Here is a 24993-nt window from a genome sequence, read left to right as displayed (position 1 = left end):
ATTCTGCTAATTGAAAGGGCAGTCCTCTTTTAACTTTGATGTTCTCACAGAAATTACTTGCTAAATATTAGAAGTTGATAATTTCCTATTCATTATAAAGTGAAACTTAATTCAGATAGAGCTTTTATTCTATCTGAATTTCTAGTTGAACTAATCCAGAAGCTGTAGAATTCTTAGCTTTCGGATAAAGTAACCTTTATTTAAATATATAGGTAGTCTACTTTGAAATTCCTACTCATTATAAAAAGGAGTGTTTAAAAACACTCCTTTTTGATTATTCAGCAGCAGCAACTGGATATATGCTAACTTGCTTTCTTTTTTTATCTTTTCTTTCGAACTTAACTACTCCATCAACCTTAGCAAATAATGTATCGTCTCCGCCTTTTCCTACATTAGTTCCTGGGTGAATTTTAGTTCCTCTTTGTCTAACTATTATACTTCCAGCAGTAACAACTTGTCCGTCATATCTCTTAACTCCAAGTCTTTTTGATATAGAGTCACGTCCGTTCTTAGAAGAACCAACTCCTTTTTTACTGGCAAATAACTGAAGGTTCATTTTTAACATCATAATTACACCTCCTCTTCTTTAATTTTTATATAAGAAGAGTATTCTTCTTTTATATTTTTAAGTCCTAATACCATAGTCTCAAGTATAGGATTAATTATGTTTCTTTTATCATCCGAAATATTAAAAGGTATTTTGCATTTAAGATTTCCATCACTAATTTGATACTTTGACTCTACTTTCGCATATTCATGTATTCCAATTAGTGCTGTTTGAGTCAATACTGAAACTGCTGCACAGACAATATCTTGTCCATGTTCTGCAAAACCTGCATGACCTTTTACATTAAATTCAACTATATCACTTTTAAAATCTCTTCTTATCACAATTTTAATCATAGAATTAAGCGTTTATCTTTTCTATAACTATCTTAGTGTAAGGTTGACGATGTCCTTGCTTTCTTCTGTAGTCTTTTTTCGGCTTGTATTTGAAAACTACAACTTTTTTAGATTTTCCTTGCTCTAAAACTTTAGCCTCAACTTTAGCTCCATCAACTACTGGGTTTCCTACTACAAGATTTCCGTCTTTAGAACAAACTAATACCTTGTCTAAAGTAACAACATCTCCTGCATTAGCTTCTAATTTTTCAACGAATAATACGTCTCCCTCAGAAACTCTGTATTGCTTTCCACCTGTCTCTACTATTGCGTACATTATGTTACACCTCCTCAAACCAGTCTCGCCAATTCTAGGTACCTAATTAGGATTTTGTAACCCGGATTGTGCGGCTACTTACTACAGATATAAATATTATCAAAGTTTTGATTTGTTGTCAAGAAAATATTTACTTTAATATATAGTTATTATCTTGTTTGGAGTCAAATCCTTATCCTCTGAAAATTCAATGTTAATATCATAATATTTAGATATTTCTTTTACATATTTAAAATCATCTTCTTTTACTAAATTAAATATATGATTCGAAGCTTTAAACATAACTTTTTCAAGATTTGTATGTTTTTTAATTCTTATTATTTCCTTTTCTATATCATTTAGTATTTTGTTCTTAGATTTCAAACTACCTTGTCCACTACAATAAATACATTCTGTTTTAAAGTACTTATCTAGTGTATCATTAGATTTTTTCCTAACAACTTCTACAAGTCCTAAATTTGTCATTCCTAGTACTCTTGCTTTTGTTTTGTCTTTATTTAAATATATTTGAAGCTTTTTTAAAATCTGTTGTTTATAATTATCTTTTTTCATATCTATAAAATCTATAATTATAATTCCTGCTACATTTCTAAGCCTTATTTGCCTAGCTATTTCTTTACACGCCTCTAAGTTTGTTTTAAATACAGTTTCATCAAGCCCTAATTTACCTGTAAACTTTCCTGTATTTACATCTATAACAGTCATGGCTTCTGTCTTATCTATTATTATATAAGCACCATTTTTTAGCCATACCTTCCTATTTAAAGCTGTCTTTAAATCTTTTTTTACTTTGTAATAATCAAACAAGTCAAGTCCTTCATCAAAGTGTTCAACTTTATTTTTAAATGACTTATCTATTTTAGTTAAAACATCAACTATTTTTTCATATTCTTGTTTGTTATTTACAATTATCTTTTCAAAATCACTTGTAAAAACATCTCGTATAACCTTTAGTGTTATGTCTAAATCCTTATACAAAGCCTTTGAACCCATACCTAATTTATTACTGGTTTGAATTTCGTTCCATGTTTTTAAAGTTTGATTTATATCATTTTCAAAGTCTATTTTTTCTTTATCTATAGCATCAGTTCTTATTATAAGTCCCATACCCTTAATATCTATTTCTTCTATTATGGATTTGATTCTCTTTATTTCTTCTTTATCTTTTATCTTATTTGATATAGCTATATCATCTCTAGTAGGCATTAATACCAAGTATCTGCCAGGTATACTTATTTCTTGAGTGATTTTAGGTCCTTTATCATTTATTGCTTCTTTGTTAACTTGAACAAGCACTTCTTGTCCTGTTTTTATATTATGACCTTTAGAAAGCTTTAGATACGCATTTTTATCAATTCCTATATCTACAAATGCAGCTTCCATTCCAAGAAGCACATTTTTTACTATCCCTCTATAGATATTCCCTTGTAGTTTCTCATCCATCTTATCTTGAATGAATAAATCAACTATTTTATCATCCTCAACATAAGCAACCTTAGATTGATATAGACCTATATCTACTAATAATCTTTTCATTAAATCACATCCTACATAGGTGCTAAAAGTTTATTATTCTCTTCTATATATAAATCATTTCTAATTATTTTAAGATTTTCAAGGTCTATACCTATATCAGAAAATCCATTTAACTTATCTAGTAAAACACTTGGATTTAAGTTTGCACTAGATCCAGTTGAAACTAACATATTTAAAGTAAGTATGTTTTCTTCTAAAGATACCACTTTTACTGTTTTTATTAACGGTCTTATGTTTACTTCTTTTAATTTCCCTTTTTTGTTCTTTTTTATATTTATTATTTCATCAAGCTTCATGAATTCATCAACTTTTGTTTTTATATCTTCAACTTCTATATCAGAATTTATATTCATGCTTATTAAGTATGAGCCATGGCTTATAGATGAACTAAGTGACTTAGTAGTAGTCTTGTCTATGAACTTTGCCTTTTGAATTTTTATTCCATCCGGAAGAGCATTATTTACTCTAGTCATAAATTCCTCTGCCTCAATTATATCCTCAAGTTCAACATCGATGTACTCTCCATAACTTATAACACCTAAAGATAGTGCCTGTCCAAATGAGATCTTTGGATGAGGATTGAATCCCTGAGAATAAGCTACCTTGATTCCAGCTTTTCTTAAAATTCTTTGTAAAAGTCTTTGAAGGTCTAGATGAGATATATATATCATATCTTTTTCTTTAGTAAACTTACATCTTATAACATTCATTAGCATAACCCCCTTGCTAAGTCAGTATTTATACCACAAGCATTACATTTATGTCTACAATCAGGAGTTAAAGTTTCAGTTTTTGAAAGTTCATTTTCTCTTTCTAAGAACTTCTTACTAACACCTACATCTATATGATCCCAAGGGAATACTTCATCATACTCTCTATGTCTGTTAGCATAAAAAGCCATATCGATATTGTTCTCTTCAAAAGCCTCTACCCATAAATCAAATTTGAAGTGCTCACCCCATCCATCAAACTTACATCCTTTTTTATATGCATCATAAATAACCTGACCTATTCTTCTATCTCCTCTTGCCATTACAGCCTCTAACAAGCTTGTTTTACTATCATGGTAGTTATACTTAATATTTCTATTTTTTAATTTTTTAGTTAAATGTATTTGTTTTTCTCTAATTTCATCTTGAGTATCTTGTCCATGCCATTGGAATGGAGTAAATGGTTTTGGAACAAATGTAGATGTACTAACTGTAACACCAAAGTTTCTAGTTAACTTTCCTTCATGAACATCTCTGTATATATCTATTACCTTATAAGCAAGATCCTTTATTCCATCTAAATCATCATACTTTTCTGTAGGAAGTCCTATCATAAAGTAAAGCTTTACACTATTCCATCCTTTTCCAAATGCTTTTCTAGTTGCATTTTCAAGATCAAATTCAGTAATTCCCTTATTTATAACATCTCTAAGTCTTTGAGTTCCAGCTTCTGGTGCAAATGTTAATCCACTCTTTCTAACCTCTTGAACCTTATGTGCAAGTTCTAAAGAGAAGTTATCCAGTCTTAAAGATGGAAGAGATAGAGCTACTCTTTGTTTTTTAGAATACTCTTCAATTAAATGATCTGTTATCGCTCCAAGATTTGAATAATCACTAGTACTTAAAGACGCTAAAGACATCTCTTCATGTCCAGTACTTTCAACTAGTTTCTTAGCAATATCTTTTAATCTATCTACACTTCTCTCCCTTATAGGTCTGTATATCATACCCGCTTGACAGAATCTACATCCTCTTGTACATCCTCTAAATAACTCAAGCATTATTCTATTGTGCACTATATTTATATAAGGAACTACTATTTTTTCTGGGAAAAAGCACTCATCTAAATTCTTTATTATTCTCTTTTGAATTTTTTTAGGTATATCATCTTTTGATGGAGTAACACTTTTTACTGTATTATCCTCATTGTATTCAACCTCATATAAAGAAGGAATATATATCCCATCTACATTTTTAGCTAAATCATATAAGAATTCTTCTCTAGATTTATCTGTATTCTTCCACATCTTATATCTATCTACTACTTCTAATAAAACTTCTTCTCCTTCTCCAAGAGAAACAATATCAACAAAATCTGCTAAAGGTTCACTATTATAAGCACACGGTCCTCCAACTAATATAAAAGGATCATTTCTTTTTCTGTCTTTAGCTAAAATTTCAACCTTAGCTAAATCTAATATATTTAATATATTTGTATAAGAAAGCTCATATTGTAGCGTAAATGCTAGAAAATCAAAGTTAGTAATACTTTCTCTTGATTCCAATCCAAACATTGGAATGTTATTTTCTCTCATTTTTTCTTCCATATCAATACCTGGAGAAAATATTCTTTCACATAAAATATCTTCTCTCTCATTTAAAACTCCATATAATATTTGAAGTCCTAAATGACTCATTCCCACTTCATATACATCTGGAAAAGAAAAACCAAATCTAATTAAATCTTCATTTGATGTATCCTTATGATAAGCATTTATTTCATTTCCTAGATATCTTGCAGGCTTTTCAACCTTCATTAAAATATCATTCAAGTTCACCTTTTTGGTCATATATTTTCAATACCTCCGTCACTTTTTTGTGTAATACATTTGAATATTCTTTAAAGTCTACGTTATATTCCAAGACTGTTTTAAGCTGATTTGTATATCTCTGACTGTTATATATATTTAATTTTGTCCCAAAAGCCAATAAGACAATTATACATGAAATTACAAACTGTATCAAAAGTTTATTAACTCTATTTGTATTTTTGTTAAATCCTGTTTTTTTAAACCTATTTCTTCTTAAATTTCTTTTAAACTTATTTTTCCTAATCATAAATAACCCCTCCCTAATATACATTAACTTTTTAATTTACCTTCAAATAAATAACTCTGTATCACCTATGTAATAATCTTATATTTAATTATATGAATATTATTCCTATATTATTTTAATAATTAACTTATATAGTAAATTTTAATCTAGAATTTATACAAAATCTAAAAATTCAGTCAAAGTAAGTTTTACTTTATCCATATTTTATGATTAAATTAATATTGTACGGGTATATAGTCAATATAATAAATTTGGGAGGTATTTTATAAATGGAATCATTTAAAATAAAAAATAACATTCATTGGACAGGAGTATTAGACCCAGGTCTTGAAGTCTTCGATATTATAATGAAGACAGAGTTTGGAAGCACTTATAATTCATACTTTATAGATGACGAGAAAAAAGTATTGATAGATACTGTTAAAGCAAATTTTAAAGATGAATATCTTGAAAAATTATCTAAATTGACTGATATTAAAGACATAGATTACGTAATAATAAATCACACTGAACCAGATCACTCTGGATCTTTAAAGTACATACTAGAGATAAATCCTAATATAGAAGTCTACTGTACTAAGGCTGCTAGTATATTCTTAAAAGAACAAGTAAATACAGAATTTAAATGTCATGTTATAAAAGACGGAGAAGAACTTGACATCGGAAGCAAGAAATTGAAGTTTGTAACAGCACCATTCCTTCACTGGTCTGACACTATGTTTGTATACAGTGAATCAGATAAAGTATTATTCTCATGTGATGCTTTTGGTTCTCACTATGCAAGTGTAGACCCTAAGATTGTTCATACTGATGATTACAAGAAATCATTAAAACATTATTATGACTGTATAGTAAAACCTTTTGCAAAGCATGCTCTAAGTGCTATAAATAAAGTTAAAAATTTTGAAATAGATACAATATTAACTTCTCATGGTCCTATATTATCTGAAGATATAAGCTACAATATACAAAAATATACTGAGTGGTCTACTGAGGTAGTTGAAACTTCAAATCAAAAGAAAGTAGCCCTACTTTACCTATCAGCTTATAGAAATACTGTTTTAATGGCTGAAAAAATAAAAGAAGGACTAGAGTCTGAAGGAGTTGCAGTAGAGTTTTTAGATATAGAAAAAGAAAGCTTAGAGACTATTCATGATACTATAAATATGTCTAAAGGACTTTTACTAGGATCTCCTACTATAAACAAATCTATGGTTAAACCTATGTGGGATGCTTTATCAATAATAGATCCTATGGCTAATATGGGTAAAATATCTGGAGTATTTGGTTCATTCGGATGGAGTGGAGAAGGAATTAAGATGGCAGAGTCTATGCTTAAGATAATGGGCTTTAAGATGCCTGTTGAGTCTATAACAAAGAAATTCTCACCATCTGATGAAACTTTAAATCAATGTGTAGAATTCGGTAAAGAATTTGCAAAGCATATATAATTAAAAAAGTCCGTAAATCATTTTGATTTACGGATTTTTATTATCTTCTTTTCCTCTTAATTTCATTAGATTTTTTAACTTTTAGTATTGTTGTAGGAGGTTGTTTTTTTATCCATTTTAAATACTTACTAACCTTTTCATCATTTTTAAGTAGTTGAATAGTGTATAACCTTTGAGCAAGTTCTTTATTAGTATAAAGAGCATGTATTTGTTTATGACATATTATGCATAAATTAGCTGTTGGCATAAATTTTCCACCTTCTTCTCTAGGTGTTAGATGATGTTGTGTGGTTTCAACTCCTTCTCGCTCACATAATTCACAAACTACATTTTTAGATATCATAAATATATTATTCCCTTCTATATATTTATCTTAATATATAATATAGTTTGCATTTAATAGTAGTTTTTATTCTTAATACTAAATCAAAAGCATTTTTTATATTTCTAACTTATCATTTATTTTAATCCCTGCCTAAGTGCATCATTATCCAATATGTATATTGATCTATTGATTTCTTTAATAGCTTTTTTGTATCCTTCTCTACAATTTTTCAAATCTACCGGTTCTCTAGTAACCCTATTCCAAGCTCTGCTATTTTCAAAAACCCCATCTCTAGACATTTCAAATATTATATTATCTTGAATAAATGAGCCTTTTATCATATATGTTTGAGATGCAACAAACCCAGATGTACTATTAACTATATCTTTTCCAAAGGTAAATGGATTTTTATTTTCAATACCCATTAGATTCAATATAGTTGGCATAAAATCAATTTGACCCCCAACTGTTTCAATCGTTTGGTTAACATTCTCACCAGGAATATTAATTATTAATGGCACTTTCATCATTTCATCAAAATCATAGTCATATCCTAAGAAATCCCTTACATTTTTATTTATTTTTTCATCCTTACTACTTAATCCAAAGTGGTCTCCGTAAATTACAATAATTGAATTTTTATAAAGATTATTATCTTTTAAATAACTAATGAACTCGCCAATAGCTTTATCTGTATAATGCACGGCTTGTAGATAATCTCCAAATAAATTACCTTTCTCTTCTTCTTTTAGCTCAATCACATTCTCTTTTAATGGGATTTTATATGGATTATGGGATGTAAGAGTAACTAAGAAGCTATAAAATGGCTTATCTACTTTCCTCATATAATCAATAGACTGTTTAAAAAACGACTTATCTCCTAATCCAAACCCTATATTTTCTTCTATTTTATAGTCTTTTTCACTGATGAAAGTCTCAAATCCCTGTCCAGGATATGCTGTATCTCTATTCCAAAATTCTTTTTTATAGCCATGGAATGCTATGGTTTTATACCCTTTATCTCTCAGTATCCACGGTAAACCATAAAAATGGTTATCTTTATAAATATCATATGCTTGACCATTCATAGGAGCATATAAAGAGTTTTGACTAACAAATTCAGCATCAGATGTATTACCTTTTCCAAGCTGCTGATAATAATTATTAAAATAGATACTATCTTTCTTTATTAATTTATTTAAATTAGGAGTAAGCTCTTGCCCATCATAATATCTATTAACAACCATATTTTGTAATGACTCTACTTGAATTACTATAAGATTTCTATCTTTTGCTATACCATACAATTTAGCATTCTCGGTTGTATTTTGATCTAAATTTATAATTATATTATTTATCATATCAATATTCTTTCTAGCTATAACTGAATACATGTCTTTAATGTGATATGTAAAAAACTCTTCATTATTTATTACTTTAACCAAATCATTGTTAAATGGATTAAATAATACCATGCTAATACAAATTATACTTATCAGTGATACTTTATACTTTAATTTTTTATTTTTTATTAAATCCTTATAATTACGATTATTGCTTTTGTTCAAATAATAAATAACTAATATATCTAAAAATAGCAGACATTCTTTAAAGCCTACTAACATTTTAATAGTTTCTAATACATCAACTAGTTGACTTGCCTGACTAACTATATTAAATGATAAGCTTTGATTAAAATATTTAAAGTAAATAACATCTACAAACATGAACAAAGAAATAAATATATACACTCCAAAAAAACATTTTTTTCTTTGTGATAGAAAGGTATATATTAATCCTATATATATAACACTTAATAAAGTAATAAACTCAAAATTTGTTTTAATTCCCATAATATGATAATATAAACTCATTTTTAATATAAATACAAAAATAATCAAACTAAAATTATAGTTTTTCATATTTTTAAGCATACTTAATCCTCCTTTTCTAAAAATCATCATCTCTATATTTTAAAAATATTATTACTCATAATCATAATTCAGAATATGTGTGTGCTATTAACATTATTACTTTATATCAAGGGATATTCTATTTTTTATAGTGTTTTACTGAATTTCTATAAACGTAAAAAAATCCGTAAATCATTTAGATTTACGGATTCTCTTTATCCTCTTAAAATTATAATTGTTCAACACACGCATGCATTTTGTTGACATTATTTATTTTTGTATGTAGTACCCTCTTTTGAAGATTTGAAAGTCTTTTTTAATACAGTAAATATAATTGCTGTAATAATCATATTCCCCATAACGTATCCCAATGATCTAGCAATAACATTAGCATCCGATCTATTGATTATAGTCAATAAATTAATAAAACCTTTTACCAAATTCGTTGATGTTACCAACAAACATAAACCTAATGAAAACATGGTAACTATTTGTTTTGTTTTTTTCAAGATATATCATCCCTCCTTAAAAACTAAATTTGTTTTAAAAAGAGATTATATAATAATATGTAATATTTTTCAACATTATACAACATTTGTAATTCAAATATTAAAAAACGACTTCTCTCCAACATAAAATTCGCTTACTAAATCATCTAAAACATCACTTAATATTTTCATATTACTTTTTAAATACATCTTCTTAATCTATATATTTTTTTAAATAATTTATTAAATCTTCTACACTATCTGCAATATAATCTAAAGACGAATATATCATAGGATTCAATTTTTCATTTATAAAAGCTGCTCGTTTATCTGTATGAAGCCCTACCAAAATTCTATCATTTTTAATAAATTCTTTATGTGCATGTGCAATGCCTAAGGCTACAGCTGCCCCTTCATCTGGAATTCTACCATCTAATACAAATAAAAATATATCAGATTCAAATATATTAGCTTTATCTATGTTGAATATTTCTTTTGCTCTTTCTTCTGTTTTCATACTTATATATGGTTCTTTATTTACCTTATCTCCATCTCTCTGTGGTAAAAACACTTTGAAACCTATATCTTCAATTTTATTTGTTAGATTAATATTAAAATCTAATTCTGCACTACAAAATAATGGTGCTGCAAAGTAAAGTAACATTTTAATTCAATTCCTTTCTTAGATATATTTGATTTTCTATTTTATAACTTTAACTATATTTCTATATTGTACTTTAAACGCAAAATATAGATACCAAAATAACGATAATACTACGATATTTTGAATATTACCTAACATCTTCATAGCCATATTTCTTAGTTTTAGTAGTTGTTGTTAATATTATATTATTTTCAAAAGCAAAATTTATCCTCTTAAAGTTGCAATCATTCTACTTGGTTTTAATATCAAATCAAAAGCATCTTCTATGCTCTTGCACACAATGTCTGCTTTCATTAAAGATTTTGCAGAACACCCTTCTACTCCCATTACTATAACTGATATGCTACAAGCTTCAAACATTTGTCCATCATTAAAACCATTTCCAATACAGATACAATTTTCAGCTCCAAGTTTTTCTACTATTTCTCTTTTGTTTTGTGCTGCATTTGAATTATCAAATATCTGTATTTGAACAGGCATATCGGCGCATTGATTTCTTACATTTCCATGAGTATCGGCAGTTACTATATGTACTTTTATTTCTTCTTTATTAATGACTTCTATTTTATCTTTTACAGAAGATATCACTTCACCGTCACAAGCTATGGTTCCATTATAGTCTAGTAAAAGATTCTCAATTTTTATAATTCCTCTTCCTGGTATGTTAATTTCCATTATAAATATCTCCTTATTATAGTTTATTTTTCTTTTTGTGATGGTTTCATATACTTATATTTCCAACGTCTATGACTCTTATCATCAGTTGAACTTATTTCAGTAGTAATTCTTAATTCAACATCACTCAACTCATTTTCTTTCTTGTAATCCTTAAAGGATTGCTCTACCATTTCAAGTGTTCTTCCCTTTTCTGGAACTTCTATATCTTTAAATCCATGATCTGAGCTTTCGTAATTATAAACATGTACTACAAAGATTGGTTTGTTAATACTGCTTAAATATTTATCTTCATTTTTCACCCCTTCTATTGTCTAAATTTCAACTTTTTAACTATACATAATGCTCCTCTTAAGTATAATAAATATAAAATTTATAACATTAATAACTTACATTTCTTTTTAGGTATATCTTACCATCAAACTTAATAACATAACACTATTTTGTATAAATATTGGTTTTATTGAAGGAATTTACAATAACTTAGATAATTATTAATAGTTGTAATATATAATTCTTATGATATTCTTAAAGGCTATTATATCGGAGGTTACTATGAATAAAATTAAAATATGTAACTCAATTGCACCCATTATATTAGTAATATTCCTACTATTAATGGGAAAATTTTTATTATTAAAACTCAATGTCATAAACAAAATTGAAAGTATGAATATCTTGACACGAATACAAGATCAAAATAAATATGGTTACATGGACGCTAAAAGAAAAATAGTTATAGAACCTATTTATGATGATGCTGATGTTACTTTTCGAGAAGATCTAGCATCAGTAAAATTAAATGATAAGTGGGGTTTTATAAATAAAACAGGTGACTTAGTTATAAATAATATATATGATGATACTAAATCGTTTAATGAAGGGTTATCAGCAGTAGAAATAAACGGAAAATGGGGAGTTATCAATACAAATGGTAAGCTAATTATAGAAGCTAAATATGATGATGTAGATTGGTTTGATGAAGGGTTAGCAAGAGTAGAAGTAAATGATAAATCTGGTTTTATAGATACAGCAGGTACACTAGTTACCAAACTATACGATGATACAAAATGGTTTAGTAATGGATTAGCAGCAATAAAACTAAATGATAAGTGGGGCTTTATAGATAAAACAGATACAATGATTATAGAACCTAAATATGACTCTGTAGATTTCTTCCACAATGGTAAAACTCATGTTACTATAAATGGAAAATCTAAAATAATAGATAAATCAGGTAAAGTAAAAAAATCAGCTTGGGTATTAGAATTTATAGATGATCTTCTATAGCTACAAACTAAAAAAAAAGATGTACACAAAATAGCTACTTTATTAGTGTTATTTTGGTATACATCTTTTTAAAAAATATTTAACTATATACTTAACATTTATATTTTAACTACACCCTGTCGTCGTGCCACAATTCCTACAAATAAAACAAGTACCATTTGGTATAATGCTCGTGCTTGAACAGTTTGAGCATGTTACTTTCTTGTATTCTGTTGAGTTTTTCTTCTCATCTATTTCTACAGAAGTTTGTTTATTATTTTCTTTTAATGCCTTAGCATATTCTAAAAGTTCATTATATGTCATATCTTCTAACTTCTCACTTTTAACACGCTTTGATTGATTAAGTGGTTGACTGACTTTGGAACCATCTCTGTACAAAGAAATACATTTCACACCTAATTCAAATGCATTCTTATATACATTTTTAAAATCATCTACAGTAGCTTCATTAGGAAGGTTAACAGTTTTACTTATTGCTCCTGATACAAATGGTGTCAAAGCTGCTACCATCTTTACATGACCCATTGGTGATATGAACCTTTTTCCACTTCCACATTTATTAGCTGTATCAAATATAGGAAGATGCTTTTCTTTTATATGAGGCGCTCCCTCTATTTTTCCATCCATTATTTTTTTATACTCATATCCATTTTCATTTATAGTTTCTTTTTTCATTACATAATTAACTATATCTTCTATCTGTTGTTTAGTATACCCCAGTTTTTCAAGTGTTGTAGGAATGTATGGATTTATAATTTCCATATATCCTCCCCCTACTAATTTTTTATATACTACATGTGCAAAGAATGGCTCTATTGAAGTAGTGGAACAATCCATGGCAAGAGATATAGTCCCAGTTGGAGCAATAACACTCACTTGAGCATTTCTATATCCATATTCCCCCCCACCTTCAACTGCCTTTTGCCATACATCTTTTAGAGTATTACTTAAATTCTCTTGTTTTTCATCTATTAATATTTCATGACTTACCTTAATTGGAGTATATCCTAAACCTTCATAATAAGAATCAATTGTTCCAGCAGCTATAGCATGATTTTTTATAACTTTTAACATATCTTTTTTATTAATTTCATACTTAGAAAAACTTCCTACTTCTTTTGCCATTAATGATGATACATAATAAGATTGACCTGTCATAATTCCAACTAAAGAAGCTGCTATGCTCCTTGCTTTATCCGAATCATAAGCATGTCCCATCATAATATGAAGAGAACCTGTATTTGCAATTCCAAGTCCTGTAGTTCTAAATAAATGTGATCTTCTTGCAATATCTTCCGTTGGAAATTGACCCCAGTGAATAGTTGATTCAAGAACTAATTGAATAAGACTTATTGCATGTAAATATCCATCTATATCGAATTTATTAGTTTTTGAATCATAAAATTTCACTATATTTATACTAGCCAAGTTACATGCAGTATCATCTAAAAAGTGATATTCACTACAAGGATTTGATCCTTTTATTTCTTCCTTTTCACCATTTTCTCCTAACGGACATGTATTCCAATCATTTATTATATCGTGAAATTGAATCGCTGGATCTGCACATCTCCATGATGAATAATTTATTTCATCCCACAAATCTTTTGCACTTATTACTTTATTTACCTTTGAATCTACTCTACCCTTTAACTCCCAAGACTCATCGTTGTCTTTTCCTATCATTTTTTTCATCAACTTGTTTGTAATTCTAATGGAGTTATTTGAATTTTGACCTGATACAGTTGAATATGCTTCTGAATTAAAATCAGTATCATACCCCATTTTTCCAAGTGCTAATACCTTGTCTTCTTCTTTTGATTTCCATCTTATAAAATCTATAATTTCAGGATGATCTCCATCCATGATTACCATTTTAGCCGCTCTTCTTGTTGTTCCACCGGACTTTATTGCTCCTGCATTAGCATCAAATACCTTAAGAAAACTCATAATCCCAGATGATGTTCCCCCTCCAGATAAAAGTTCACCTTCTGCACGAATACTACTAAAATTACTTCCTGTCCCCGATCCATGTTTAAAAAGTCTTGTTTCAGTTACTATTTGATCCGTTATAGATTTATCTCCAAGTAATTTATCCTCTATATTAAGTATAAAGCAAGCACTACCTTGTGTTCTTGTATATGCATCCTTAGATTTTACTACCTTCTCCTTTTCTGTATCATAATAAAAATGACCTTCTGATTCCTTATCTATTCCATAACTTAACTTAAGTCCAGTATTGAACCACTGCGGAGAATTTGGTGCAAACATCTGATTTATAAGCATATAAGAAACTTCATCATAGAATACGTTCTTATTGTTAGCATCTATTAGACCTTCATCTAAAGCACTTTCAGTCCAGAAATTTACCATTCTATGAACAACTTCTTTTAAAGATTTTTCATAACCATATTCATTAGTCACACAAGTTTTTCTAAAATACTTACTAGCAATAATATCACAAGCATTTTGGCTATAAAATACAGGAAACTCTAAGTTTTCTTCTTGAAATAATATATTGTTGGTTTTGTAATCAAACATTTTTACCTCAACTGTTTTCCAATCAAATAAATCATATACAGTTAAATTTTTATTTTTTTCTAACGCTTTTGTATAATATCTTTTAATTAAATTTTTTATATTCATAAATTCAGCTCCTACTTAAAATAATGATTCCTTTAAACTATATACCAATATAAAATAAAGCTAAACACTTTTCCGCATTATATTGTGTTTATTTTTATATTTTTTTACTTAAAACACAATATATAGTATTTACCTTCATAGAATTTTTAAACATTAGTTCATATTTAAAACTAAAAATATGCCTACAAAAATATCTTTAATTTTAAGATGTTTTCATAGACATATCTTTTTAGTTTTTGTTGAATTTAGTTTTTCAAATACTCTATTTTGACTTATTTAATCTTATTTTTAAATTTTCATCTATTATATCACTCGATTGCTTAGTTTTATAGTTAAAACATTTATCAAACTCTTGTTTCTCAGAATCATTAAACCAATAATATATATTACCTTTTTGATCATATAAAAATTTTTTACAAAAATGGTCAAACTGTGTATATTTATATAGTTTTTCACCATCAAATTTATAAATATATGTAGTAGCTTGAATATCTGTACCTGTTTCTGTTATATAGATATCTACATCTTCATCTTGATTGTCAAAATCAGTTACACAAACATATAATCCATCATTCCACGAACTATCAAAAACTATTTCACTGTTTTTTACTTTAAGAACAATTCTTGTAGGAAAATTCCCTCCCTGCATTTCTAATTCTTCCTTAGAAATATATAATGTTTCTTTTTGTGTATTTTTATTAAGTGAAATATTAACTGTTCCACCCTCACTATAATTTCTATTATCTTTAGAGTTTTTTATTATTGAGCTTTTTTTCTCAATAGCAATAATATTTTTAATATTTTCCTTGTCAATATTATTTAGCTTTTTTTCAACATCTTTACTTAATGGTTTATACCACGAGAACTGTGAAAAATATTCACTAACCTCTTCTGTTGAAAATATATAGCCATGCTTTGCATAGATTGAGTTTCTTAAAATTGCTAATTCTTTTGAGTCTAATTTATTTAATTCTATAACATCAAACAATTGATTTAGATTAAAGTTCAAATTTTTTAATGAAAGACTTATATCAATTTCTTCTTCACTTTCTTTATTAGTAATATTTTCATGTAATTTAGAAGAATCACTTTCTATTTCTAAATCAGTAGTACTTATGTTTTTACTTTCATTATCTTCCTCTACACAACCACCCAGTATTATGCATATTGAGAAAAATAAAATAAATAAATTAACTTTAATTTTCATAAATTTCCTACCTTCACTTTAATAATGTTCTAGTTTGTTTTTTTATGACTTATGTTAAAAGATCAATTATAAGCTCTCTGAAAGAATCATATAATTTATTAGAATACTGCTCTAAATTGTTTCTATCTTTCCATTGGTCATAATCTAAATTGAAAAGATTTTCGTGATTAAACCACACTATTGCATAATCTTCATCCTCATTTTTTTGTGTTATATCAAAACATATTGGTCCATAACCACCTTCATACTCTCCAAAGGGAATATATCCTGCTTCTATTAATAACCTCCATGCAAAAAGATTACTTTCAATATTCATCAATGGATTGTCAAAAGGAATCTCCGGTAGAGTAACTTCAAAAGAACCATTATTAAACTCACCCATTAAAAAACAATATCCCATTAAATATGCTTTAAATAATTTAGGTAATTTTATAGAATATTTTTTTTCTAAATAATTAATATCATTCTCTGTAATATTAGATGGGATCATGCTCCAGCAAACATATCCTTCATTATCAACTTCTCCAACCATCATTTCAGCTGGTACTCCCCCATCTTCTTCTGATAAGTTAGAATTTATCTTTGCTTCTAATTTTAAGTATTCTTTTGATATTTTTCTAAAATAATTATCAAAATGTTTTCTAATAAATTCAATATCTTGTTTTAAAGTCATTGAGTTTAATTGTTTTTGCATACTTTTATAACCTCTTCTCTATTATTTCAAGTATTCTTCCTTTTCATTGCACTTCTATATCTTTAAATCCATTATCTGAGCTTTCGTAATTATAAACATTTATTACAAAAATCAATTCGTTAATACTATTTATATATTTATATATTTATTTTTATTTATCTTATAAATTAGTGAGCATATCAATAATGAACAAATTAAAACTATTATTAAAGCTTTTCTTGTTTTATTAAAACATTAACAAAGTAGCGTTATTTTAATGTATATTATTTGCGTCTAAATACAAAACAACTACTATATTAGCATTATTTTTGTATACATATTTGATTACATACTCTAATTTATATTTTTTTATTAGTCTTAATTCTATCTAATATTCTAGCCTCTATACCTTCGTTCATTTCAACAGGCATATATTTTGTATTGTAATACTCTATCTCATCAATTACATCTATATCAAGTTCCAAAAGAGCCTTTTTCATACCCTCAACAGTATATCCTATACATTCTTTAATCTTACCTTTACAAGTACCTACAACTATGGCTTTTTTATTTGATGATAGTCTACTTTTCCATCTTCCTTCACTATAATCATTAAGACAAAATGTTCTATCAAGTAATGCCTTCATTTGAGCCGTCATATTGTAATTATAAGACGGAGAAGCTAGTATATAGCCATCGGATAATTTCATATTTTCTATTATTTTTGATATATCATCATTTATATTACATTCACCTGTTTTTATACAATACTCACATCCAGAACAAGTTGATATATTCTCACTACTAAGCATGTACTTTTCAACATCAATCTCTTTTTCTTTAAGAGCTTTTATAATATAATCAGTTATTAATTCTGTATTTTTCCCTTTTCTAGAACTTCCTACAATAGCAATCCACTTTTCAGCCATATATTGACGCCTCCAAAATATTAATTACTCACTTCTTCTATTATCTTTTGAAATTTCTTTGGAGTACCTATTTCTTGAGTTATGAATTCTCCTTTATAAAATAATGAATATATAGTAAATGGTGATGGATTTTTAATAGCTTTATCTTTGCTATCTATAAGTACCTTTTCATAAATATATCCTTGTTCCTGTGCAATTTTAGATTGCAAATCTATATAGTAGTTCATATATGGACATTGATTAGAATAATAAACTTTAAATCCACCATTGTCTTCACAAATAGCATTTCTAGCACTTTCTAAGAATTTAGGTACTGTATCTTTACTATTTAATTTTAAGTACAAAAGTTCAAAATATGGTTTTGCAGTATCACATTTTTCAAAGCCATGTTTTAAAAAGAATTTTTTATCTGACATATAAGGTCTTTTCTTATCTCCGCATAAAACAACAATTCCATCTTTTCCTTTTTTCTTACTATCTTCAATACATTTTTCTAGTAATTCTTTACCATATCCACTACCTTTATATTTACCAGATACCCAAAAACAATTTATAACCATATAATTAGGAGCATTAATGGGAAGATAAGCTATTTCAGAAGGTGCGTATTCAATAAATACTTTAGCTCTTTCATTTAACTTTGTAAATACATACCCATCTTCAAGTTGCTTTTTAAGCCACTGCTTTTTTGCTTTATATCCTTCTGTACTTTTTTTATCAGAAAAAGCGCAGCAAATATGCTCACTTTCTATATTGTCTTTTGTTAACGTTATAAAATCCATTTACCCAGTCCTCCTGCTTAATTCAATATTTTTAAATTATTCCATCGAGGCAAAACTTTTTATTTTATACAGTAAAAGATCGACTTCCTCTATACTTGTTCTGTAATTTGAAAAACATGCCCTTATGCAATGTTCTCCCATAAGATTTGCAGATGATAAGAAAAATTCTTCTTCTATTTCTATTAAAAAAGATTCGTTCATAGTTGCTCCTTCATCAAATAAAAAACAAACAGCGCTTGTTTGAGGCTTATGTAATAGCCTTACCCCATCGATTTTTTCAATCTCCTCGGCAAAATAAGTTGCCATATCCATATTAGAATCCACGACCTGTGAAAGCTTCTTAATTCCATACGTCTTCATTGCAAACCACGTCTTTATTGCTCTTGAAGTTCTAGTTGACTGTATTCCATAATCCAGATAATTTATAGGTGCATTTTCATCAAATTCAGTTACTCCTGTCCTATATGCATTGTATAAATGTCTTTTATCTTTTACAAGCACGCATCCAGCCTCTGTTGGAACAAAGAACCACTTATGAGGGTCAACAGAAATCGAATCCGCCTTTTCTATTCCTTTTAGAATCTCTCCACCTCGTTTTGATAGTATTGCGCCTCCACCATAAGCTCCGTCTACATGAAGCCACATTCCATATTTCTTAGCAACATCTGAAAGAGCATCTATATCATCAATAGCTCCTGAAAGAGATGTTCCAGCCTGAGCTATTATGCAGAATGGCTTTAGTCCTTGTTTAATATCATTTTCTATCTCTTTTTCTAGATTATCTATATCGATCTTGAAGAACTCATCTACCTTCACTTTTTTAAGCATGTTCTTTCCAAATCCCAAAACCCCTACAGCCTTATCTATTGAGGAATGCGCTTTTTTAGAAGTATAAATAGTAAGTGGATTTGAAATGTTTTGAATTCCATTTTCAGTACTCCCAGGCAAAAACGCCTCTCTTGCAGCTCCTAGAGCAGTAAGAGTTGAAACACTTCCACCGCTTACAAGTATTCCTCCCGATTCTTTTTTATATCCAAAAAGCTGTCCCATCCAGCCTATAATCATTTCTTCTATTATTGTTGCTGCAGGACCAGCCTTAAAATTAAATGGAGCCTGACTTATTCCTACATTTGCAATTTCTCCCAAAATACCTGCCTGCGAAGGGCTCGTTATTATCCATGAAAGAAATTTTGAACTTCCAACTTTTGTTGAATTTGGAACAACTTTTTCTTTAAACTCATCTATTATATTCATTGCATCACAACCTTCCATTGGAAGCGTTTCAAACAAAAGTTCCTCCATATCATTCCTTGAAGCCTTTGGTACAACCCTTCCAACAGATATATCACGTTGATATTCCTTTATTACATCAGATAGCTGGTCTAAATATTCATCAAATCTTTCAAGCTTTAACATATTGCCACCTCCGCCATATTTTTAAATTATACACCTATTTCCATTTTATCATTAATATTCTTTTTTAAGTATAGACATTATATAATTAAAACGCTCTATTAAAACATCGTTATATTATCGATATTTTAATAGAGCGTTTTTCACGATACTAATTTATTTATCAATCTTATAATAAATCAACTTATTCATTGTAACTATCTCCCGATCTTACAGGTAAATCTTTTAGAATTCTCATAAAGTAACAACTTATAAAAGGTATTAAAAATAAATCTAAGGCAGTTATAATATAAGATGATATTTCTATCATATCTCCACCTGCATTCAGATTTTTATAGTCACTAATTGCTCCAACTACAATAGGTGCTATTCTAAGACTTGATACAATAAACATAAACATAACTTGTTTATAATATTTTTTAATTACAATTCCATTTAAAGACATGTATGATTTGTCTGTATCAATTATACTTGCTATATAAGTTATTAAATATATTCTAGATATACTGAATATACATACTATCCCTAAAACTATACTCAAAACAACTTTATAATTAAATTCTAAACTACTAGTTATAAAAAAATACCCAATTCCTATAAATATAATCACAGGTATTTCTAAAACCAAACTTGCTCCAAAATATCTTCCTATTTTATCTTTCGCAAACTCCCATCCAGTATCAAAATCTATATTTTCTCCATTGTAAGACATATATGCCTTGTAATTTAAAGCTATCAATGCTCTATATCCTAAAACTATATTTGCTATTAATACAATCAATGCTACAATTGGATTTTGTATTAATTCTTTTAATAAAGCGAATGTAAGTACAATAAGGCTATATTTAATATAAACATTAAATCCATTTTTATACTCTTTATATGAATCCTTTAAAAGTTCAGTAATACCATAAGATTCTTCACTATTATCACTAAGTTCTACATTATCATAATAATTCATTACCACATTTGAAATTTCTTCATTATTCAAGAATTTTTTAATAGGTATAAAATCACTTTCTTTTCTAATCATCTTTATTTTCATTCCATATGAAGGAATAAATCCTCTTATATCTTCTCCATATTGAAAACTTATATTTTCAATTTCATCCCAATTATAAATTTTGGTAGGCTTTTTTTTGTATACGCTGTATACCTTTATACCCTCTTGATCTATTCCTATTTTAATATTTTTTAAAAAACATAACCACAGTATTGTAAGTTCAATACCACATATAATTATCGTTCTAAGTATTCCAATATTATGATTTTGACTAGCTCTATTATAATCCATTTTTTCAATAAGATCATTTTCTAAAATATCAAAACTTCCCTGTTCTGTACTAACCCCATACTCTTGTACTACGTTTGTATCTTCTATATTATCTTTTATAGATATATATGTTAGAGTACTTGCTGCTAATAAAAATATTAATACAAATATAATCGTTTTTTTCTTATCTATTATATATATATTCTCCATTCTTTACACCCCCAAAGAATTCTTCATTCATATATTATTTACTCTTTTAAAATACATCCTTTCACTTTTTATTGTATCTATTTTATCCCCAGTATTGGCATTAAAAATGTATGTATATATTTCTTCATTCAATTCAATAAAAACCCTATATTCTAGCTCTTCATCTGTGTTTTTTACTAGTATGACATTGATTACATTACCTTTAGTTAATTTAGATACTATATCTTTTTTTGCAACTTTAGGTTTCTCTATATTTACCACTTTGTAATTTAAAGGATCTGATATACGTAAGTCACTAAGAGATCCATAACAATTCATTTCTATTTGAATTTGGTGACTCTCATCATATACATCATCTACTTTTCTTATAAATTTATAGTTTATTTCATCTAGATTTCCTTCATCAAACCTTTTTTTCTTTTCATAGCATACATAATCTTTTGGTACAAAAATATCCTTAATTTCTATAGCTTTCTGCTCTAAATTTTCCTCTGACACAACAGCTGTTACTAGCTGACTGCTTCTATACATACTAAAAGAGCCATCTTCTTTTCCTACGCTTATATTATATGAATTTTTATCTTTGCCATCTTCCCATTCATTATAAAATTCATATGTGTTTTCTCTCGATTTTTTATCCTCTATTATTACAGGTTTTTCCTTAAATATTTTTTGTAATACCTCAGTCGTTAGTTCTTTTGCTTCTTGTAAACTTACTCTATTCTTTTCTTTTTTCGCTTCAATATTTTCTGTACCTTCAGATTCTCTCACCTTATATTTTCTTAATTTACTATACTCTTTCTTCATAGAAATTTTATTAGCCTGTGTTATAAATTCCTTATATTCTTTTTTGAGTTTACCATAGTCTTTATTTAATCTCATATCATTATCATCTAATACTTTGTAATAAGCTTTTATCAACTCTTTATTATATTTATGTACAGTTTTTAAGTATTGTTCATCCTCTTTAGTTAAATTCTTCTTATCTTTTATATCTCTAATATTCCAATTTATAATCTCTAACTCAAACCAATCAAAAGCACCATATTTTATATTGTATATATCTCTTATTTCTCTATCTTCTCTAGCCAAAGCTCCAATATAATTGGTGTGTATCTTATACTCTTTTTCGGAATTTTCTTGCATATATATATTGAATATAACTTCATTCATATTCTCTAATTCAGTTATAGCTTTTTTTAAATTCCTATCCACACTTTCATAAACATATTTATTTGAATTACGATTTAACATAAATAAATTAATCGATATAATCAACAATACTACACTAATAATTTGAAGAAATACCTTATTCGAAAATAACTTGTTCATTATAATTCCCCCCTCACAGACCTTCTTCATTATAACTTTTTTTATAGCATTTGTAAATTTTTTCCTGATCTTCATGTAAAAAGCCCATAACATCTTGTACCTCTCATTTAACTCAGAGTAGAAGATGCTATGAGCTTAAATTAACCTAATGCTACAACTAGAACAATCAATTACATTCATTTGAACTATATTAGTCTATAAAGTTTTAGTAAGCAATAATTTAAATAATAGATATAATATAAATTATCTAAAAGTCAAATCAGGTGCACAAGTTTTACAACTAGGTTTGCCAGGAACATTCCCACTGGATGGATATATACGTTTTTGTTTACACTGTTCTTCCAACATATTACTCAATACTACCTGAACAACCTTAGTTTCGGGAGTTTGAAAATCAGAATGAGCTAAATTTTTAGTTTCTAAAGGATCAGTAGTTAAATTATACATTTCAAGTTCATCAGGATCAGGTATTGTTTTAATACTTTTTATACATAAACAGCATTGTACTCCATTAACCTGAGTTTGTGGACATTGTTGTGTTGTTGTTTCATCCTCACATCCTGGAGAACTCCAAAATTGAGGATTATCGAAGTATCTAGAATATTTCCATACTTCCTCTTGATTGTTCTTTCCTGTTTTTAGTTTTGTAATAACAGTTTCAACATGATTAGGCTGTACAACTGATTCATAAGGAATACCCAAAACACTTTTTTGATTAAGTCCCTTTGTAACATCATCATCTGTCATAAAATATATAGGTTCGTCAGAACGTTCAAAATTTTTATCGTGAACAATCATTGGTGATAAATCTCTTCCTACTAAAGGATGAACCTCTGTATGATTATTTTTCAATTTTTTTTGAGCCACTTTTGGATCTATATTAGCTAGACCAAGTATTGTAGGAAGAATATCAACATGACTTGTTAATAGATCTGTTTGCTCAGCTTCTTTAAACAAAATAGGATTATGAATTATTAAAGGTACATGGATAGATTCTTCATAAGCTTGATACCATTTTTGATACAATCCTCCGTGAGAACCAAGCATTTCTCCATGATCAGATGTAAAAATTACTATAGTATCATTGTAAAAAGATGAATTAACAAGAGCATTTAACACATTAGACATTTCATTATCTACCTGTAACTGTAGTGAATAATAAAGTCTACGATAAAACTGTGTATCCAGAAGGGGTTGAAGTGCTTTAGGATAAACATCTCTATAGCTACTTTGAGCCTTAGGCTTTGTAAAAAGTGATTCTGTTGCAGTAGGAGATTTCGGAATTAATGGAACGGATTTATCAACCTTAAAGTTAAATAAAGGATCTAACCTTGTAATTTCTCCAAAAAGTGCAATATCATGAGGATTTACGAAGGAACATACAATAGCCCATGGCTTATCATCAAAATCCTTTTCCTCAAATTTATCATCATCTAATTTTTTAATTAAATTAACCGTCTGTAAAGAATATATCTCATCCCGTCCGTCTATCCCAATAGCAGCAGAAGATCCAGAATTATGAGGCTCACTCCCAAAAGGTTCTGGACCTACCCAATCGTCAAATCCAAATTCATTAAGACGATTTGCATTAAGATATACTCTTTCTTTTTTTTCTTCTGGTATTCCATTTACACTATTGTAACTAAGAAAAGAATCATGAGTATCTGGAATTAGTATATCAGCCTGAGAAGCATGCCATTTTCCCTTCCAAAACACTTTGTATCCTTCAGTAAGTAGATAATCTCCAATTGTAGGTACTGTGCTTTGATCTAACCAAAACATATCTGCATCAAAATCTCCTTTAGCTACTCCACCAGTTTGACTTACTCCATGTAAGGATGGATATTGTCCAGTATACAACGTCCCTCTACTAGGGGAACATGCAGTACTTCCTGTATAGTGATTATTAAATGTTAATCCATTATTATGTAAAAAATCTTGTGCCTTTAGATGTCTTTTTCGCCAAGCTTTTATTTCTTCATTTTCATATACAGGTGGAAATCTTTCTTCATCTACTATGATAATAAGAAAATTGGGTGTTAACATTACAAAATCCTCCCAAAGTAATATTTGTATCTTTACATTATATTACTTAAGTGCTTAAATTGTGTTAACATCAAAATATTAAAAGATTATTTT

General features: G+C 28.0%; 24 protein-coding genes. 2 read left to right on the top strand and 22 right to left on the bottom strand.

The window, feature by feature from the left end:
* Positions 1-274 precede the first annotated feature (274 nt).
* The 7 genes from rpmA to P4S50_RS05440 all read right to left on the bottom strand — a co-directional run bounded on the left by rpmA (position 275) and on the right by P4S50_RS05440 (position 5583).
* A complete protein-coding gene (rpmA, locus tag P4S50_RS05470; protein WP_277734678.1) occupies positions 275-565 on the bottom strand; it encodes a 50S ribosomal protein L27 in 291 nt (96 codons plus the stop codon).
* 5 nt (positions 566-570) lie between these two features.
* Positions 571-903, bottom strand: coding sequence for a ribosomal-processing cysteine protease Prp (locus tag P4S50_RS05465; protein ID WP_277733603.1), 333 nt, complete (start codon positions 901-903; stop codon positions 571-573).
* Positions 904-907: 4 nt separating this feature from the next.
* Entirely contained in the window at positions 908-1219 is a 312-nt protein-coding gene (rplU, locus tag P4S50_RS05460; protein WP_277733602.1) for a 50S ribosomal protein L21, read from the bottom strand.
* A gap of 135 nt (positions 1220-1354) precedes the next feature.
* Positions 1355-2755: an Rne/Rng family ribonuclease gene (locus P4S50_RS05455; RefSeq protein WP_277733601.1), complete on the bottom strand. Its 1401-nt coding sequence runs from the start codon at positions 2753-2755 to the stop codon at positions 1355-1357.
* An 11-nt stretch (positions 2756-2766) separates the two neighbouring features.
* A complete protein-coding gene (locus tag P4S50_RS05450) occupies positions 2767-3465 on the bottom strand; it encodes a TIGR03936 family radical SAM-associated protein (protein WP_277733600.1) in 699 nt (232 codons plus the stop codon).
* The gene (locus tag P4S50_RS05445; protein ID WP_277733599.1) at positions 3465-5315 is read right to left on the bottom strand and encodes a TIGR03960 family B12-binding radical SAM protein; all 1851 of its coding nucleotides are present in this window, start codon (positions 5313-5315) and stop codon (positions 3465-3467) included. The genes P4S50_RS05450 and P4S50_RS05445 overlap by 1 nt, the downstream gene beginning before the upstream one ends.
* Positions 5290-5583 (bottom strand): hypothetical protein, encoded by a 294-nt coding sequence (locus P4S50_RS05440; protein ID WP_277733598.1) that lies wholly within the window; start codon positions 5581-5583, stop codon positions 5290-5292. The genes P4S50_RS05445 and P4S50_RS05440 overlap by 26 nt, the downstream gene beginning before the upstream one ends.
* 269 nt (positions 5584-5852) lie before the next feature.
* Between P4S50_RS05440 and P4S50_RS05435 the strand changes: the two genes are divergently transcribed.
* Positions 5853-7034, top strand: coding sequence for an FprA family A-type flavoprotein (locus tag P4S50_RS05435; RefSeq protein WP_277733597.1), 1182 nt, complete (start codon positions 5853-5855; stop codon positions 7032-7034).
* 40 nt (positions 7035-7074) lie between these two features.
* Here the strand turns inward: P4S50_RS05435 and P4S50_RS05430 are convergent, their stop codons facing one another.
* The 6 genes from P4S50_RS05430 to P4S50_RS05405 form a co-directional block, all read right to left on the bottom strand.
* Positions 7075-7377: an HNH endonuclease gene (locus P4S50_RS05430; RefSeq protein ID WP_277733596.1), complete on the bottom strand. Its 303-nt coding sequence runs from the start codon at positions 7375-7377 to the stop codon at positions 7075-7077.
* 116 nt (positions 7378-7493) lie between these two features.
* Entirely contained in the window at positions 7494-9293 is a 1800-nt protein-coding gene (locus tag P4S50_RS05425) for an LTA synthase family protein (RefSeq protein WP_277733595.1), read from the bottom strand.
* 245 nt (positions 9294-9538) lie between these two features.
* Entirely contained in the window at positions 9539-9781 is a 243-nt protein-coding gene (locus tag P4S50_RS05420) for a hypothetical protein (protein WP_277733594.1), read from the bottom strand.
* 193 nt (positions 9782-9974) lie between these two features.
* Positions 9975-10424, bottom strand: coding sequence for a nucleoside 2-deoxyribosyltransferase (locus P4S50_RS05415; protein ID WP_277733593.1), 450 nt, complete (start codon positions 10422-10424; stop codon positions 9975-9977).
* Positions 10425-10628: 204 nt separating this feature from the next.
* Entirely contained in the window at positions 10629-11099 is a 471-nt protein-coding gene (locus tag P4S50_RS05410) for an HAD family hydrolase (protein WP_277733592.1), read from the bottom strand.
* Between the two features lie 23 nt (positions 11100-11122).
* Entirely contained in the window at positions 11123-11401 is a 279-nt protein-coding gene (locus tag P4S50_RS05405) for a hypothetical protein (RefSeq protein ID WP_277733591.1), read from the bottom strand.
* 253 nt (positions 11402-11654) lie between these two features.
* On the opposite strand from P4S50_RS05405, the gene P4S50_RS05400 reads away from it, so the two are divergent.
* Positions 11655-12389, top strand: a complete 735-nt coding sequence (locus P4S50_RS05400) for a WG repeat-containing protein (RefSeq protein ID WP_277733590.1) — start codon at positions 11655-11657, stop codon at positions 12387-12389.
* 105 nt (positions 12390-12494) lie between these two features.
* On the opposite strand, the gene P4S50_RS05395 is transcribed toward P4S50_RS05400, so the two are convergent.
* The 9 genes from P4S50_RS05395 to P4S50_RS05355 all read right to left on the bottom strand — a co-directional run bounded on the left by P4S50_RS05395 (position 12495) and on the right by P4S50_RS05355 (position 24900).
* Positions 12495-15035 (bottom strand): vitamin B12-dependent ribonucleotide reductase, encoded by a 2541-nt coding sequence (locus tag P4S50_RS05395; protein ID WP_277733589.1) that lies wholly within the window; start codon positions 15033-15035, stop codon positions 12495-12497.
* Positions 15036-15297: 262 nt separating this feature from the next.
* The gene (locus P4S50_RS05390; protein ID WP_277733588.1) at positions 15298-16242 is read right to left on the bottom strand and encodes a YARHG domain-containing protein; all 945 of its coding nucleotides are present in this window, start codon (positions 16240-16242) and stop codon (positions 15298-15300) included.
* 49 nt (positions 16243-16291) lie between these two features.
* A complete protein-coding gene (locus tag P4S50_RS05385) occupies positions 16292-16936 on the bottom strand; it encodes an SMI1/KNR4 family protein (protein WP_277733587.1) in 645 nt (214 codons plus the stop codon).
* 338 nt (positions 16937-17274) lie between these two features.
* Complete coding sequence (locus tag P4S50_RS05380; RefSeq protein ID WP_277733586.1) at positions 17275-17844, bottom strand: flavodoxin family protein; 570 nt, start codon at positions 17842-17844, stop codon at positions 17275-17277.
* 20 nt (positions 17845-17864) lie between these two features.
* Entirely contained in the window at positions 17865-18626 is a 762-nt protein-coding gene (locus P4S50_RS05375) for a GNAT family N-acetyltransferase (protein ID WP_277733585.1), read from the bottom strand.
* 36 nt (positions 18627-18662) lie between these two features.
* Complete coding sequence (locus tag P4S50_RS05370) at positions 18663-20042, bottom strand: pyridoxal phosphate-dependent decarboxylase family protein (protein WP_277733584.1); 1380 nt, start codon at positions 20040-20042, stop codon at positions 18663-18665.
* A gap of 181 nt (positions 20043-20223) precedes the next feature.
* Positions 20224-21522, bottom strand: a complete 1299-nt coding sequence (locus P4S50_RS05365; protein ID WP_277733583.1) for a hypothetical protein — start codon at positions 21520-21522, stop codon at positions 20224-20226.
* A 27-nt stretch (positions 21523-21549) separates the two neighbouring features.
* Positions 21550-22854 carry a hypothetical protein gene (locus P4S50_RS05360; RefSeq protein WP_277733582.1) on the bottom strand — a complete coding sequence of 435 codons (1305 nt, stop codon included), beginning with the start codon at positions 22852-22854 and terminating at the stop codon, positions 21550-21552.
* A 243-nt stretch (positions 22855-23097) separates the two neighbouring features.
* Positions 23098-24900: a sulfatase-like hydrolase/transferase gene (locus P4S50_RS05355; protein WP_277733581.1), complete on the bottom strand. Its 1803-nt coding sequence runs from the start codon at positions 24898-24900 to the stop codon at positions 23098-23100.
* Between the last annotated feature and the right edge of the window lie 93 nt (positions 24901-24993).

This window comes from Tepidibacter hydrothermalis (assembly GCF_029542625.1).
GTDB classification, from domain to species: Bacteria; Bacillota; Clostridia; order Peptostreptococcales; family Peptostreptococcaceae; genus Tepidibacter_A; species Tepidibacter_A hydrothermalis.
This window is presented reverse-complemented; position numbering and strand designations above follow the sequence as displayed.

What these genes read in the sequence shown, in the direction of transcription:
- rpmA (WP_277734678.1), bottom strand. Translation starts at nt 565, where the DNA reads ATGTTAAAAATGAACCTTCAGTTATTTGCCAGTAAAAAAGGAGTTGGT.
- P4S50_RS05465 (WP_277733603.1), bottom strand. Translation starts at nt 903, where the DNA reads ATGATTAAAATTGTGATAAGAAGAGATTTTAAAAGTGATATAGTTGAA.
- rplU (WP_277733602.1), bottom strand. Translation starts at nt 1,219, where the DNA reads ATGTACGCAATAGTAGAGACAGGTGGAAAGCAATACAGAGTTTCTGAG.
- P4S50_RS05455 (WP_277733601.1), bottom strand. Translation starts at nt 2,755, where the DNA reads ATGAAAAGATTATTAGTAGATATAGGTCTATATCAATCTAAGGTTGCT.
- P4S50_RS05450 (WP_277733600.1), bottom strand. Translation starts at nt 3,465, where the DNA reads ATGAATGTTATAAGATGTAAGTTTACTAAAGAAAAAGATATGATATAT.
- P4S50_RS05445 (WP_277733599.1), bottom strand. Translation starts at nt 5,315, where the DNA reads ATGACCAAAAAGGTGAACTTGAATGATATTTTAATGAAGGTTGAAAAG.
- P4S50_RS05440 (WP_277733598.1), bottom strand. Translation starts at nt 5,583, where the DNA reads ATGATTAGGAAAAATAAGTTTAAAAGAAATTTAAGAAGAAATAGGTTT.
- P4S50_RS05435 (WP_277733597.1), top strand. Translation starts at nt 5,853, where the DNA reads ATGGAATCATTTAAAATAAAAAATAACATTCATTGGACAGGAGTATTA.
- P4S50_RS05430 (WP_277733596.1), bottom strand. Translation starts at nt 7,377, where the DNA reads ATGATATCTAAAAATGTAGTTTGTGAATTATGTGAGCGAGAAGGAGTT.
- P4S50_RS05425 (WP_277733595.1), bottom strand. Translation starts at nt 9,293, where the DNA reads ATGCTTAAAAATATGAAAAACTATAATTTTAGTTTGATTATTTTTGTA.
- P4S50_RS05415 (WP_277733593.1), bottom strand. Translation starts at nt 10,424, where the DNA reads ATGTTACTTTACTTTGCAGCACCATTATTTTGTAGTGCAGAATTAGAT.
- P4S50_RS05410 (WP_277733592.1), bottom strand. Translation starts at nt 11,099, where the DNA reads ATGGAAATTAACATACCAGGAAGAGGAATTATAAAAATTGAGAATCTT.
- P4S50_RS05400 (WP_277733590.1), top strand. Translation starts at nt 11,655, where the DNA reads ATGAATAAAATTAAAATATGTAACTCAATTGCACCCATTATATTAGTA.
- P4S50_RS05395 (WP_277733589.1), bottom strand. Translation starts at nt 15,035, where the DNA reads ATGAATATAAAAAATTTAATTAAAAGATATTATACAAAAGCGTTAGAA.
- P4S50_RS05390 (WP_277733588.1), bottom strand. Translation starts at nt 16,242, where the DNA reads ATGAAAATTAAAGTTAATTTATTTATTTTATTTTTCTCAATATGCATA.
- P4S50_RS05385 (WP_277733587.1), bottom strand. Translation starts at nt 16,936, where the DNA reads ATGCAAAAACAATTAAACTCAATGACTTTAAAACAAGATATTGAATTT.
- P4S50_RS05380 (WP_277733586.1), bottom strand. Translation starts at nt 17,844, where the DNA reads ATGGCTGAAAAGTGGATTGCTATTGTAGGAAGTTCTAGAAAAGGGAAA.
- P4S50_RS05375 (WP_277733585.1), bottom strand. Translation starts at nt 18,626, where the DNA reads ATGGATTTTATAACGTTAACAAAAGACAATATAGAAAGTGAGCATATT.
- P4S50_RS05370 (WP_277733584.1), bottom strand. Translation starts at nt 20,042, where the DNA reads ATGTTAAAGCTTGAAAGATTTGATGAATATTTAGACCAGCTATCTGAT.
- P4S50_RS05365 (WP_277733583.1), bottom strand. Translation starts at nt 21,522, where the DNA reads ATGGAGAATATATATATAATAGATAAGAAAAAAACGATTATATTTGTA.
- P4S50_RS05360 (WP_277733582.1), bottom strand. Translation starts at nt 22,854, where the DNA reads ATGAACAAGTTATTTTCGAATAAGGTATTTCTTCAAATTATTAGTGTA.
- P4S50_RS05355 (WP_277733581.1), bottom strand. Translation starts at nt 24,900, where the DNA reads ATGTTAACACCCAATTTTCTTATTATCATAGTAGATGAAGAAAGATTT.